The organism is Rhizobium sp. R339, assembly GCF_002211395.1.
Classification (GTDB): Bacteria; Pseudomonadota; Alphaproteobacteria; order Rhizobiales; family Rhizobiaceae; genus Rhizobium.
Genome location: NZ_LOKV01000004.1, coordinates 47,048 through 60,796 on the forward strand (window position 1 = coordinate 47,048; position 13,749 = coordinate 60,796).

The 13,749-nt window shown below is 61.2% G+C and carries 14 protein-coding genes; 11 read left to right on the forward strand and 3 right to left on the reverse strand.

The window, feature by feature from the left end:
* The first annotated feature begins 228 nt into the window (after positions 1-228).
* Complete coding sequence (locus ATY76_RS07960) at positions 229-1,080, forward strand: AraC family transcriptional regulator (protein WP_088674226.1); 852 nt, start codon at positions 229-231, stop codon at positions 1,078-1,080.
* 83 nt (positions 1,081-1,163) lie between these two features.
* Here ATY76_RS07960 and ATY76_RS07965 read toward each other — a convergent pair whose 3' ends face one another.
* The 3 genes from ATY76_RS07965 to ATY76_RS07975 all read right to left on the reverse strand — a co-directional run bounded on the left by ATY76_RS07965 (position 1,164) and on the right by ATY76_RS07975 (position 3,606).
* Positions 1,164-1,790: a glutathione S-transferase family protein gene (locus tag ATY76_RS07965; protein ID WP_088674227.1), complete on the reverse strand. Its 627-nt coding sequence runs from the start codon at positions 1,788-1,790 to the stop codon at positions 1,164-1,166.
* Between the two features lie 87 nt (positions 1,791-1,877).
* Positions 1,878-2,324 carry a GNAT family N-acetyltransferase gene (locus ATY76_RS07970; RefSeq protein WP_088674228.1) on the reverse strand — a complete coding sequence of 149 codons (447 nt, stop codon included), beginning with the start codon at positions 2,322-2,324 and terminating at the stop codon, positions 1,878-1,880.
* Between the two features lie 70 nt (positions 2,325-2,394).
* Entirely contained in the window at positions 2,395-3,606 is a 1,212-nt protein-coding gene (locus ATY76_RS07975) for an NADP-dependent isocitrate dehydrogenase (protein WP_088674229.1), read from the reverse strand.
* 173 nt (positions 3,607-3,779) lie between these two features.
* Here ATY76_RS07975 and ATY76_RS07980 point away from each other — a divergent pair, with 173 nt between their 5' ends.
* The 10 genes from ATY76_RS07980 (at position 3,780) to ttcA (ending at position 13,743) form a co-directional block, all read left to right on the forward strand.
* Entirely contained in the window at positions 3,780-4,322 is a 543-nt protein-coding gene (locus ATY76_RS07980) for a hypothetical protein (RefSeq protein ID WP_088674366.1), read from the forward strand.
* Between the two features lie 488 nt (positions 4,323-4,810).
* Entirely contained in the window at positions 4,811-6,847 is a 2,037-nt protein-coding gene (locus ATY76_RS07985) for an FUSC family protein (RefSeq protein WP_088674230.1), read from the forward strand.
* A 34-nt stretch (positions 6,848-6,881) separates the two neighbouring features.
* A complete protein-coding gene (locus ATY76_RS07990; RefSeq protein ID WP_088674231.1) occupies positions 6,882-7,712 on the forward strand; it encodes an RNA methyltransferase in 831 nt (276 codons plus the stop codon).
* A complete protein-coding gene (gene murI / locus ATY76_RS07995) occupies positions 7,693-8,493 on the forward strand; it encodes a glutamate racemase (protein WP_088674232.1) in 801 nt (266 codons plus the stop codon). The genes ATY76_RS07990 and murI overlap by 20 nt, the downstream gene beginning before the upstream one ends.
* A 105-nt stretch (positions 8,494-8,598) precedes the next feature.
* Complete coding sequence (locus ATY76_RS08000; RefSeq protein WP_245309761.1) at positions 8,599-8,841, forward strand: DUF1778 domain-containing protein; 243 nt, start codon at positions 8,599-8,601, stop codon at positions 8,839-8,841.
* A 53-nt stretch (positions 8,842-8,894) separates the two neighbouring features.
* Entirely contained in the window at positions 8,895-9,326 is a 432-nt protein-coding gene (locus ATY76_RS08005) for a GNAT family N-acetyltransferase (protein WP_245309762.1), read from the forward strand.
* A 131-nt stretch (positions 9,327-9,457) separates the two neighbouring features.
* Complete coding sequence (locus ATY76_RS08010) at positions 9,458-10,969, forward strand: ATP-binding protein (RefSeq protein WP_088674235.1); 1,512 nt, start codon at positions 9,458-9,460, stop codon at positions 10,967-10,969.
* Between the two features lie 225 nt (positions 10,970-11,194).
* Entirely contained in the window at positions 11,195-11,812 is a 618-nt protein-coding gene (rpsD, locus tag ATY76_RS08015) for a 30S ribosomal protein S4 (protein WP_088674236.1), read from the forward strand.
* Between the two features lie 72 nt (positions 11,813-11,884).
* The gene (locus tag ATY76_RS08020; RefSeq protein ID WP_088674237.1) at positions 11,885-12,814 is read left to right on the forward strand and encodes a glutaminase; all 930 of its coding nucleotides are present in this window, start codon (positions 11,885-11,887) and stop codon (positions 12,812-12,814) included.
* Positions 12,815-12,873: 59 nt separating this feature from the next.
* The gene (ttcA, locus tag ATY76_RS08025; RefSeq protein WP_088674238.1) at positions 12,874-13,743 is read left to right on the forward strand and encodes a tRNA 2-thiocytidine(32) synthetase TtcA; all 870 of its coding nucleotides are present in this window, start codon (positions 12,874-12,876) and stop codon (positions 13,741-13,743) included.
* Positions 13,744-13,749 lie beyond the last annotated feature (6 nt).

Here is a 13,749-nt window from a genome sequence, read left to right on the forward strand (position 1 = left end):
GGGCGCGATAGACTCTTTCCCTTGAAGTGTTGATTCATTCACGGCGCGGACGCGCCGTGGCTGGATTCCTGTGACGAGCACAGGAATGAGGGAGGTGAGGTGGCGTAGTCGGCATGTAGCGACGTCTCTTCTACCGGGTAGCGTTGGGATCCGGAGCCAGCAATTCCGCAAGATTTGTCAAATCAGATTATGCTTCTCTCCAGCCGATCGATTTGCATGAGGTTCGATATGAATGGCGAAACGGCATGGGCGCTTTATGAAAACCGTCTGAGACGGGTTTCGGCCTATATTCACGACCACCTCGACGAGGAACTGGATATGGAGCGCCTGGCCGACATCGCATGCATGTCGAGCTATCACTGGCACAGGATCTACCGGGCGATCTATGGCGAAACGCTGGCAGCGACCGTCAAGCGGCTGCGGCTGCATCGCGCGGCGGGCGACCTGGTCGGCACCGAACTTGCCGTCGGCGAGATTGCAAAGCGATCGGGCTATCCCAATCTCCAATCCTTCAATCGCATCTTCAAATCGGTCTACGGCATGCCGCCAGCCCGCTACCGGAAAGAGGGAAGCCACACTGCCTTCGAACCCTCACCCAACGGAAAGACCAAAGCCATGTTCGACGTTACCATACGTGAGATCGCGCCGACCGAATTGATCGGCGTTGCCCATACCGGCTCCTATATGCAGATCGGCAAAGCCTTCGAGACATTGTTCGGCACACTTTATGCGCGTGGCCTCGCCAGGCCCGACATGCGGATGATCGGCGTTTATCTCGACGATCCCGACATCGTACCGGCCGAACAGCTGCGCTCGATCGCCTGCGTGACAGGCGGCTCCGGGGTTCCCGCCGAGCCGCCCTTCGAGCGGCGCACAATCGAGGGCGGCGAATATGCCGTGCTACGGCACAAGGGTCCCTATGCCGATATGCATAAGGCCTATCAGTGGCTTTATGCGGAATGGCTGCCCAAATCGGGGCGGCAGTTGAAGGACAGCGTCATGTTCGAGGAGTATCTCAACAACCCGCGCGACGTGCCGCCGACCGAATTGATGACGGATATTCACATGCCGCTCGCCTGAGCGCGCAGCAGAGCTTCAAAGCGTTGCAGCGCCTTGTTTGTCCTAAAAGACAGGTGGCGCTGTCATCGCCGCGCCGGATGCGCTCAGGCCGCCTGCATCGTTTTGCCTGCCTCGTCATCAAGCGCATTGGCGCGTTTGTAGGCTTCGCGCTCGCTGACGCGCCCGAAATAATCGACGAAGGCCTGGCGTTTCTCGATGCTGCCGAAGCCGAGGCCCCAGCCGATGTGGGCGCCGACATAGACGTCGGCGGCAGTGAAACGTTCGCCGGTGACATATGTCGAGCCGGAGACAGCCATTTCGAGCGTGTTCATCACGTCGCCAAAACCGCCGCAGCCGGCCATGCGCAGGCGTTCCGCAGGAATTTCAAAGCCGAGCGCCTTCATCGTCACCGCCGATTCCAGCGGGCCGGCGGCAAAGAACATCCAGCGGTAATAGGCGGCGCGCTCTTCCGGCTTCGGGGCAAGCGCCTTTTCCGGGAAGGTTTCGGCGAGATAAGCACAGATCGCCGCGCATTCGGTGACGATGGTGTTGCCGTGGCGGATCGCCGGCACCTTGCCCATCGGGTTGACCCGAAGATATTCCGGCGCCTTCATGGTTTCGCCGAAGGTCAGAAGTTCGGTGCGATAGGGCTGGCCAATCTCCTCCAGCATCCAGCGCGCGATGCGGCCGCGCGACATCGGGTTCGTATAGAATACCAGTTCTTCACCCATGACATCCTCCTCGTGTTCCCGCTATTCCCGGGCTTTTCCGTCGCCCGGAATCAATAGCGCGGCGAGGTCTTTGTGCAAGTCCGATCGTCAGAGAGCTTTGCGATACTGGATGAAGCCTGAGCGTTCGGCGATCCGGTCGTACAGCCGCCGTGCCGTGGCATTGCTTTCATGGGTCATCCAGTAAAGCCTGCCCGCACCGTTTGCACGGGCCAGATCCGCGACGGCCTCGATCAGCGCGGCGCCGGTGCCGAGCCCGCGTTGGCTATCGGCGACATAGAGATCCTGCAGGTAACAGGTCCATTGCGGCAGCCAGCAGGAGCGATGAAAAATCGCATGCACGATGCCGACGAGGCGGCCTTCGTCGTCGAAGGCGCCGAGGGCATGCATCGGTTCGTCGGGGTCGTAGAAGCGGCCCCAGGTGAGGTCTGTCGTCTCGGAGGGGATGACCACTTCATAGAAACGCTGATAGGCTGCCCACAAGGGCTCCCAGGCGGCGCGGTCAGAAGGTTCGAGCGGGCGCACGGTCGCCGTCATTTCCTGTTCTCCCAAAATGAAAACGGCGGGGAAATCCCCGCCGTTTCAATGCTATCTCGAAAGGACTGGCTTACGCCATCGCCTTCTGCAGGTTCTGGTCGATCTTGTCGAGGAAGGCGGTGGTGGAGAGCCACGGCTGATCCGGACCGATCAAGAGCGCTAGATCCTTGGTCATGAAACCGGATTCGACGGTATCGACGCAGACCTTTTCCAGGGTGGAAGCGAACTTGGCGAGCTCGGCATTGTCGTCGAGCTTGGCGCGGTGCGCGAGGCCGCGGGTCCAGGCGAAGATCGAAGCGATCGAGTTCGTCGAGGTTTCCTGGCCCTTCTGGTGCTGGCGGTAGTGGCGGGTGACCGTGCCGTGGGCGGCTTCGGCTTCGACCGTCTTGCCATCGGGCGTCAGGAGAACCGAGGTCATCAGGCCGAGCGAGCCGAAGCCCTGGGCGACCGTGTCGGACTGGACGTCGCCGTCATAGTTCTTGCAGGCCCAGACGTAGCCGCCCGACCACTTGAGCGCCGAGGCGACCATGTCGTCGATCAGGCGGTGTTCGTAAGTGATGCCGACTTCCTTGAACTGGTCCTTGAATTCGGTCTCGTAGACTTCTTCGAAGATGTCCTTGAAGCGGCCGTCATAGGCCTTGAGAATGGTGTTCTTGGTCGACAGGTAAACCGGCCACTTGCGCATCAGGCCGTACATCATCGAAGCGCGGGCGAACTCGCGGATCGATTCATCGAGGTTGTACATGGCCATCGCCACGCCGGCGCCCGGTGCGTTGAAGACTTCCTTCTCGATGACGGTGCCATCTTCGCCGACGAACTTGATCGTCAGCTTGCCCTTGCCGGGGAATTTGAAGTCGGTGGCGCGATACTGGTCGCCGAAGGCATGACGGCCGACGACGATCGGCTGGGTCCAGCCCGGAACCAGGCGCGGAACGTTGCGGCAAATGATCGGCTCGCGGAAGATGACGCCGCCGAGGATGTTGCGGATTGTGCCGTTCGGGCTCTTCCACATTTCCTTGAGGTTGAATTCCTTGACGCGGGCTTCATCCGGCGTGATCGTCGCGCACTTGATGCCGACGCCGTACTTCTTGATGGCGTTGGCGGCATCGACGGTCACCTGGTCGTTGGTGGCGTCGCGGTTCTCGACGGAGAGGTCGTAATAGTCGATATCGAGGTCGAGATACGGATGGATCAGCTTATCCTTGATGAGCTGCCAGATGATGCGCGTCATTTCATCGCCGTCGAGATCGGCGACTGGATTGGCGACCTTGATCTTCTTCATGTATCTGCCTCGTAAGCTGGAAGGGGGTGATGTGGTCCGGAGCGCTATAGCACTGTGTACCGGGAACGCAAAGCGGAACGGGCAGGGGCATGACGTTTTTGCCGCCATTGCCAAGTGCTGGAAAAGGGCTAGTCTCGCCGCCACAAGCCCCCTTGAGTCCCGGACATTTTGCCATGAAGAAGATCGCCGTTCTGCTCGCCGGCCTCGTTGCCGCCCTGTCCGCTCTGCCAGGCCTTTCGCTTGCGGCCGATGCGACTGCGCCGGTCGAGGAGATCATGAGGGATACGCAGAAGAACTGGGCGGGAGACGACAGCGACTGGATAGACATTTTTGGCGAGGCGATGCTGAGCCGGCTCTACAGCCATGATTTTAGCGACAAATACAAGGCGGCGGTCCAGAACCCGGCGGCAGACGAGGACGGCATTTCGCCCTTCGACTACGACGTGATCGTCAACGGCCAGGATGCCTGCCCGCTGCAGAACCTTTCCATCGACAGTGGCCAGCCGGCGAACGGCGCCACCGAGGTGACAGTGAAATTCAAGGCCGCGACCTGCATGGAGGGAACCCCCGACAAGGATGCCGTCACGACCGTGCGTTTCGACGTGATCGAGGAGGACGGCAAAGCCGTCATCGACGACATCATGATCCAGGGCGAAGAGGGGAAGGGGCCGATCTCGCTCAAGGAAGCCATGGTGCAGATCGCCAAAGGCGAATGAGGCGGTCATCCAGTCAGGCTTTGCTACACTTGGCCGCGTTCAGATCCACTAGATACTTTTTTTCGTGTTGAGCGGGGACCCCTCCCGCCAAGTAGATCGGTGCGACACAATCAAATCCGCGGATCGGCTGCACCAATTACACTTGAACTTCAACCCTATGGCATTCCCACCCGGCGGCAGAGCCATCAAATCCAGTTCGTCATGGATGCCGCACGGATCACAGTAAAGATCATAGCGCAGGCCCATAGCTATTACGTCCGCCCATGTGGCGTTCGAGGCCCTAGACATCACTTTCCGCGCTCCTCATCTCTGCAGTCCACACCATGAACATAAAGGGAACATTACCATAATTCTATGGCTCCTCAAATCAAGCTCATTGCTCTCGCAAACCGTAGCCAGCAATGCCAAGGTGTGATTTGATTTTTGTTGTAGCGGCGGTATCTCGCTCTCTGGACGGCTGCCTCCGGCGCGCATGAGGACTGGCGAGGGTGATTTCCGGCTTTGAGTTTCGAGACTGGCTGCTGGCCAATGACCCGGCGCTTTCGCGCCTGCGCATGGGGTCGCGCGTCACGCTGTCGATCGTTCTGTCCTTCGTGATCCTTTATGCGATCAGCACGCTCATCGTACCGCTGCCGGTTGCTTCCTATGGCCTCGGCATCGTGCTGTCGATCGAAGGCGGGGTCGCGGTGCGCGACAAGGGCTCGACGCGCCAGCTCATCACCCGATTGCTCGGCTGTCTTGCGAGCATGGTCGTCGTCGGCCTTGCGGCGGCACTCGAGTCGCAGCGTATTGTTTCGGATGTCATTTTTCTCGTGGTGATCTTCCTCGCCTCGTCCGGCCGCGTTTACGGCCCCCGTGGCTTTGCAATCGGCATGTTTGCCTTCACCTCCTACTTCATGGGCTCCTATTTTCATCCGAAGATGGCAGAGCTGCCGCTCGTGGTGGTCGGCCCGATCGTCTCGGCGCTCGTCAGCCATTGGGTGAGGGCGGTGCTCCTGCCCGATAACTGGCGGCGCGATCTGCTGCGGTCGCTGGAGAGCGTGCGGGGCCGCATCAACCAGATCCTCTTCAAGCTTGCTGCCCTTGCAGCGGATGGCAAGATCGAAGACGCCGACCGGCAGGAACTGCGCCAGCTGGAGGAGCGGCTGAAGGAAGTGGTGCTGATGGCCGAAAGCTTCATCCCGCGCCCGCCGGGTGGCGTCTTCGACGGCGCCTCCGCGCCGGCCGCGGAACTGGCGATCCGGCTGTTCGATGCGCATCTGGCGGCGGAGAGCGCGATCGTGCTGAGCTTCCAGAGCCCGCCCTCCTTTGCGCTCGTCCACGCCGTCATCGAGGATGACAAGGCGGTGCTTTCGGAGGAGGAGAAGACCGTTGCCGATAAAGAGGGGCAGCCGCAGGGTGAAACGGTGCGCGCACTTCTCTGGCTTGCCGCCGCACGCCGGCAACTGATGGAAACGATCGATGCCGGCCGCAGGTCGAATTTCGCGGAGATCGCCGCAGTCGACGAGATCAGCACGGCAGCACCAATCGATTTTTCATTGAAAAATCCGCTTATCCGCTCGGCCCTTCAGATCACCTTGGCAGCGGCAATCGCCATGACGCTCGGCCTGGCGCTTTCCCGCGAGCGCTGGTTCTGGGCGGTGCTGGCGTCCTTCCTCGTCTTCACCAACACCAATTCGCGCGGCGACACGGCCATCAAGGCGCTGCAGCGGTCGATAGGCACGCTGTTCGGCATCGCTTTCGGCCTGGTGCTGGCGACGCTGCTTGCGGGACATCCGGCAATTGCCATTGCCGTTTCGGTCGTCTGCATCTTTCTTGCTTTCTTTTTCCTGCAGATTTCCTATGCGACGATGACATTCTTCATCTCGATCGTTCTCTGTCTCGTCTATGGCATGATGGGCGTACTGACCTTCGACCTGTTGAAGCTGCGTCTCGAAGAGACCGTCATCGGCGCGGTCGCGGGAACACTGGTGGCTTTCCTCGTGCTGCCGGCGCGTACGCGCGGCGCGCTCGATACGGCGATCGCCAAATGGTTCGATGCCTTGAGGGAGCTGCTGTCGGCCGTATCGGAGAAGAAGAGCCAGCCGGAGCTTATCGTCATCTCGCAGAAGGTCGATGCCTGTTACCGCGACATTACGCTCGCCGCGCGTCCGCTCGGCTCCACCTGGTCCATTGTCACCAGGCCGGGACGAATCCGCCGGACATTGGCAATTTTTCTCTCGGCGACCTATTGGTCGCGCATCCTGGCGAGAAACCACGTTGCTGACGCCGTCGATGACGATCTGAAGCGGCGGATCGCTGCCGATATCGGCACGCTGGAGAAGGTTGCCATCCGCGGCTCGGAATGTTTCCTCATCACCCGCAAGCAGATGAGGCCGGCGAGCCGCCACCTGCCGCTCTGGCGAGAGGGGGCGCGGCTCGCCGTCGAAATGATCGGCTCGACGCTGGAGCGGCTTTATCCCGCGGAGGCGCAGGACTTGCCGTTTGCGGCTGGCAAAGCTATTGCGCCCCTGAATCAAGAATAATGGGCACTCAGGAATAGGAAACACGATAGGCACCATGGCCGGCACCAACAGCGAGCGTCAACTTCTGGCCGAAGGGCCGGTTATCATTCTGGTCGAGCCGCAAATGGGCGAGAATATCGGCATGGTGGCGCGCGCCATGGCGAATTTCGGGCTTGTCGACCTTCGCCTCGTCAATCCGCGCGACGGCTGGCCGAATGAGAAGGCGCAGGCCGCGGCCTCCAAGGCCGATCACGTCATCGAGGGCACCAAGGTCTTCGCCACGCTGGAGGAGGCGATTGCCGATATAAACTTCGTCTACGCGACGACGGCGCGCAGCCGCGACAATTACAAGCCGGTGCGTGCGCCGGTCTTTGCCGCCACAAATCTGCGCAGCCGATTTCGGGCAGGCGAGGCGACCGGCATCCTCTTCGGCCGCGAGCGCTGGGGCCTGACGAACGAGGAAGTGGCGCTGGCCGACGAGATCGTCACCTTCCCGGTCAATCCGGCTTTTGCCTCGCTCAATATCGCCCAGGCTGTGCTGCTGATGTCCTATGAATGGATGAAATCGGGCATGGAGGATCTGGAAGCCGTGCCGTTCCAGGCGCTCGAGCAGCGGCCCTCCACCAAGGAGCAGCTTTTCGGCCTGTTCGACCAGCTGGAAGAGGCGCTCGATTCACGCAACTATTTCCATCCGCCCTCGAAAAAGCCGAAAATGGTCGACAACCTGCGCGCAGTCCTCTCCCGCCGGGCATTCACGGAACAGGAAATCAGCGTGCTGCGCGGCGTCATCTCCTCCCTCGACCGCTTTTCGCGCAACAGTCCGCGCAAAGGCGGCTCCACCAGATCCGGCAAGAAAGCGCCCGCCGATGACAGCGCCGACGAATGAGCTGAAACCCGTCCTCGTCTTCGATTCAGGGATCGGCGGACTGACGGTGCTGCGTGAAGCGCGCGTGCTGATGCCCGAACGCGGCTTCATCTATATCGCCGACGATGCCGGCTTTCCCTATGGCGGCTGGGAAGAGCAGGCGCTGAAAGAGCGAATTATCGGACTTTTCGGCACGCTGCTCGAAGAGCATGATCCTGAGGTCTGCATCATTGCATGCAATACCGCCTTCACGCTGGTCGGCGCCGATCTGCGCGCCGCCTTTCCTCAGATGACCTTCGTCGGCACGGTGCCGGCGATCAAGCCTGCCGCGGAGCGGACGCGTTCGGGCCTCGTCTCGGTGCTCGCAACGCCGGGCACGGTGAAGCGGGCCTATACGCGCGATCTCATCCAGTCCTTCGCGCAGCAATGCCATGTGCGGCTGGTCGGCTCCGAGAACCTCGCGCGCATGGCCGAGGCCTATATTCGCGGCGATGCGGTTTCCGATGAAGCGGTGACGAGCGAAATCGAGCAATGTTTCGTCGAGAAGGACGGCCGCAAAACCGATATCGTCGTGCTCGCCTGCACGCATTATCCCTTCATGGCCAATATGTTCCGGAGGCTCGCGCCCTGGCCGGTGGATTGGCTGGATCCGGCGGAAGCCATTGCCCGGCGCGCCCGCACGCTGGTGCCTGAGGTCGCGGATGCCGTTCACCCCGACAATTTCGACTTTGCCGTCTTCACATCGGGCAATCCCGATTTCGCCACCCGGCGGCTGATGCAGGGCTTCGGGCTGAAAGCGTAATGCCGGATTTGACGCTCCGCTGATTTGTGGGTACGATCGTACCCTATAAATCCAGGAGCTGACATGGCCCAAAATGCGCAAAAAGACGATACGTTGAAGGTCCGCATGGATCGGCCAACGTTCGAACTGATGGAAACGGCGCGCAATTATCTCCATCTCGACAAGAGCAAATTCATCCGGGAAAGCATCCGCGAAAAGGCGGAAGCCGTGATTGCCGATCATAGCAGGACACGTTTTACAGCCGACGACTGGCAACGCTTCTTCACAGCATTCGACGAGCCGGCCGAACCAACGGACCGCATGGTCGAGGCCGTTAGAAAATATCGCGATATTGTCGACGGCTCATGAAATTCGAACTCCTGGACCCCAGGCGGCACGACCGGGAGGGATTCGATTGCGGCGTGGACGCATTGAATACCTATCTGAAGCGCTTCGCCAATCAGGATATCAAGCGCGGCCTGACACGCGTCTACGTGCTCTGCGATGGAAGACGGATTGCCGGCTATTTCTCGCTGAGTGCTCACTCGGTTTCCCGCCAGAACCTTCCGCCGACGATACAAGCTGGACCCTATGAGGAATTGCCCTTCCTGATGCTGGGGCGGCTTGCCGTCGATCGCGAATATCAGGGGCGGGGCCTTGGAGATGTGCTGATCGTCCATGCCTTTGCGATAACGCGATCGGCCGCGGGGCAGATCGGCATTCTGGGGATGATCGTCGATGCGAAGGACGAACACGCGGCGGGCTTTTACCAGCGCTTCGGCTTCCAGCGGCTTTCGAGTGCAGCGCTTCGCCTCGTCCTGCCGATTACGACGATGGATCGGCTTCTCGGGTGATGCCGGGAATTGTCCTGTGGGTTGGCAAAATCCACTCCTGAAAATCAGCAGATTCTTTGATAGACGGGGCGTTGCCGTTTCGGAAGAATGGCGCTTCGTTCATGTGAGTCTCTTCGTCGCGAGGATCAGCATTGCAAGTTGGCATCGATATGGGATTGGCGTCCGGCGCTCCGGCGACACTCGATATCGAGGAGTTGCTGGCGACGCGTCTGCTCGTGCAGGGCAATTCCGGATCGGGCAAGTCGCATCTGTTGCGCCGCCTGCTGGAGCAGTCCGCGCAATGGGTGCAGCAGGTCATCATCGATCCCGAAGGTGATTTCGTCACGCTGTCCGATCGTTTCGGCCATGTGGTCGTGGATGGCGAGCGCACCGAGGCCGAGCTTGCCGGCATTGCCAACCGCATCCGCCAGCACCGCGTTTCCTGCGTTCTGACGCTGGAAGGGCTCGATATCGAGCAGCAGATGCGGGCGGCGGCCGCCTTCCTGAACGGCATGTTCGATGCCGATCGCGAATATTGGTATCCGGTTCTCGTCGTCGTCGACGAAGCGCAGATGTTTGCGCCCTCGGTCGGCGGCGACGTCTCGGAAGATGCGCGCAAGATGTCGCTCGGCGCGATGACCAATCTGATGTGCCGCGGCCGCAAGCGCGGGCTTGCCGGCGTGATCGCGACGCAGCGGCTTGCCAAGCTTGCCAAGAACGTCGCTGCCGAGGCCTCGAATTTCCTGATGGGCCGCACCTTCCTCGATATCGACATGGCGCGCGCCGCCGACCTGCTCGGCATGGACCGGCGCCAGGCCGAGATGTTCCGAGACCTGAAGCGTGGCAATTTCGTCGCCCTCGGGCCGGCATTGTCCCGTCGGCCATTGCCGATCCAGATCGGCGCGGTCGAGACCTCGGCGCGCTCCTCCAGCCCGAAGCTTATGCCGCTGCCGGATGCGCCGCAGGATGTCGAGGATCTGATCTTCACGCCCGATCCGGAGGAATTCCAGCGCCCGCTCGTGCGCCGTGCGCCGCCGGCGTCGCGGCCGACGACCGATATTCTGGCGGAGCTGTCGCGCTCGACGCCGGCGACATCTCCGGCGCCGGTCGAGGCGAGGGCGAGCCAGCCGGAGATTTCCGCCGAGGAACGGGAAGAGCGGCTTGCCGGCGTGCTTGCCGAAATACTCGACGATCCCACGTCCGCCTTCCGCACCGATTCCGTGCTCTATCAAGACTTCCTCGTGCGGCTGCGCATGCGCCGCGTGCCGGGGCCGCCGATCGCGCTGCCGGATTTCCGCCGGCGCGTGGCGATTTCCCGCTCGGGCGTCGATGCGGCAACCGCCGCGACCGACGCGTGGGCAACGGCGCTGTCGCTGTCGGCAGGTGTGACCGACGATCTGCAGGGCGTCTTCCTGATGCTCGCCAAAGCCGCCGTCTGTGGTGAGCCCTGCCCATCCGACGCCCGCATCGCGCGGGCCTACGGCACCCATTCGGCGCGGCGCGCCCGCCGCCTGCTCGGTTATTTCGAGGAGCAAGGGATTGTCGTCGTGCACACGGATTTCTCGGGCAAGCGCATCGTGGCTTTCCCCGACATGAATTGCCAGACTGCGCCGGGTGACGCGAACGCGCCCGATACGGGCGATCAGCCTTTGGCTGCGGAATAGTGGCGCTTTCGGGCTTTGGCGCAGTTGACATTTTCATGACGGGCCTCTAAAGACCGCGCCAAGCACCGGGCAGCAATGTCCGGTGTTTCATTTGACATGTCCCGTGGATCGTTTCTGTTCGCTAACCGAAACATCCTGTCAGGTCTCCCAAAGAGATCAGAGGAGGGCGTGTTTCCTTCGCACGGTTTGGCAACAAACCGTCATAAACCTTTGAAAGGAAATGCGATGAGCAAGCGCGAATCGTCCAAGTACAAAATCGACCGCCGTATGGGCGAAAACATCTGGGGCCGTCCGAAGTCCCCGGTGAACCGCCGCGAATACGGCCCGGGCCAGCACGGCCAGCGCCGCAAGGGCAAGCTTTCGGACTTCGGTGTGCAGCTGCGCGCCAAGCAGAAGCTCAAGGGCTACTACGGTGACCTGCGCGAAAAGCAGTTCCGCGCGATCTTCGCCGAAGCCGACCGCCGCAAGGGCGACACCTCGGAAAACCTCATCGGTCTTCTGGAATCCCGCCTCGACGCGATCGTCTACCGCGCCAAGTTCGTTCCGACGGTCTTTGCTGCCCGTCAGTTCGTCAACCACGGCCACGTGACCGTCAACGGCGTTCGCGTCAACATCGGTTCCTACCGCTGCAAGGTCGGCGACGTCATCGAAGTTCGCGAAAAGTCGAAGCAGCTCGTGACCGTTCTGGAAGCCGTCAGCCTCGCCGAGCGCGACGTTCCGGATTATATCGAAGTCGATCACAACAAGATGGTTGCTACCTTCGGCCGCGTCCCGACGCTCAGCGACGTTCCCTTCCCGGTTGTCATGGAACCGCATCTGGTCGTCGAATTCTATTCGCGTTAAGAAAAACCAGGCGTTTTCGCTTATGGAAAAGCCGCTCTTTCGGGCGGCTTTTTTGTTATCCGGAGAGAAGCGATGGCGGATTTGCAGGCGACCCTCGACAGCATTTACACCGATATTCTGCCGCGCATCGGCGAGGGCAAGGTCGCCGATTATATTCCCGAACTTGCCAAGGTCGATCCGCGGCAGTTCGGCATGGCGATCGTCACCGTCGACGGCAAGGTCTATCGCGTCGGCGATGCCGATATCTCCTTCTCGATCCAGAGCATCTCCAAGGTTTTCATGCTGACGCTGGCGCTCGGCAAGGTCGGCGAGAGCCTGTGGAAGCGCGTCGGGCGCGAACCTTCCGGGTCGGCCTTCAACTCGATCGTCCAGCTCGAGCATGAGAGCGGAATCCCGCGCAATCCCTTCATCAATGCCGGTGCGATCGCCGTCACCGACGTCGTCATGGCCGGTCACGCGCCGCGTGAGGCGATCGGCGAGCTGCTGCGCTTCGTACGGTATCTCGCAGATGACGAATCGATCACCATCGACGACAAGGTGGCGCGTTCGGAAACGCAGACAGGCTACCGCAATGCCGCGCTCGCCAACTTCATGCGCGCCTACCGCAATCTCGACCATCCCGTCGATCATGTGCTCGGTGTCTATTTCCATCAATGCGCGCTGTCGATGAGCTGCGAGCAGCTGGCTCGCGCCGGGCTGTTCCTGGCGGCGCGCGGCAGCAATCCGATGACCGGCCATTCCGTGGTGTCGCCGAAGCGGGCGCGGCGCATCAATGCGCTGATGCTGACCTGCGGCCATTACGACGGTTCGGGCGATTTCGCCTATCACGTCGGCCTTCCCGGCAAGAGCGGCGTCGGCGGCGGCATCTTCGCCGTGGCGCCTGGTATCGCCTCGATCGCGGTCTGGTCGCCCGGGTTGAACAAGGTCGGCAATTCGCAGCTCGGCGCCGTGGCGCTGGAAATGCTTGCGGCCCGCACCGGCTGGTCGGTTTTCGGCGATTGAGGCTGTGTGGGCGAAGGTCTTTCTGCTAAGGCAAGATGAAGCTTCGATGGGACCAAGCAATGAATATCGCAGCCAACATTGACGACCTGGAAACCGGCGAGGCCGACAGCGCTATCGGCCATGCGCTGTTTGCCGATGCGCCGCGCTCGGTCTCTTTCAACAAGCTGCGCAAGCGGCTGCTGAGACAGGTGCGCCAGGCCTTCGACGATTTCGGCATGCTGAAGGGGCAGAAGCGCTGGCTGGTCGGTCTTTCCGGCGGCAAGGATTCCTACGGATTGCTGGCGCTGCTGCTCGATCTGCAATGGCGCGGGCTGTTGCCGGTGGAGCTCATCGCCTGCAATCTCGATCAGGGCCAGCCGAACTTTCCCAAGCATGTGCTGCCGGATTATCTGACGAAGATCGGCGTGCGGCATCGGATCGAATATCGCGATACCTACTCCATCGTGAAAGAGAAGGTGCAGGAGGGCGCGACCTATTGCTCGCTCTGTTCACGGCTGCGCCGCGGCAATCTTTACCGCATTGCGCGGGAGGAGGGCTGCGATGCGCTGGTTCTCGGCCACCACCGTGAGGACATTCTCGAAACCTTCTTCATGAATTTCTTCCACGGCGGACGCCTCGCCTCGATGCCGGCGAAGCTTCTGAACGACGAAGGCGACCTGATGCTGCTGCGGCCGCTTGCCTATGCCGCCGAGGACGACCTCGCCAAATTCGCCGCCGCCATGCAGTTCCCGATCATTCCCTGCGATCTCTGCGGCTCTCAGGATGGGCTGCAGCGCAATGCGATGAAGGACATGCTCGCCGATATCGAGCGGCGCATGCCAGGCCGCAAGGACACGATGCTGCGCGCGCTTTCGCATGTTAACCCGTCGCACCTGCTCGATCCGAAACTCTTCGACTTTTCCAGCCTTGGCGTCACCGATCCTTCATGAAGGGCC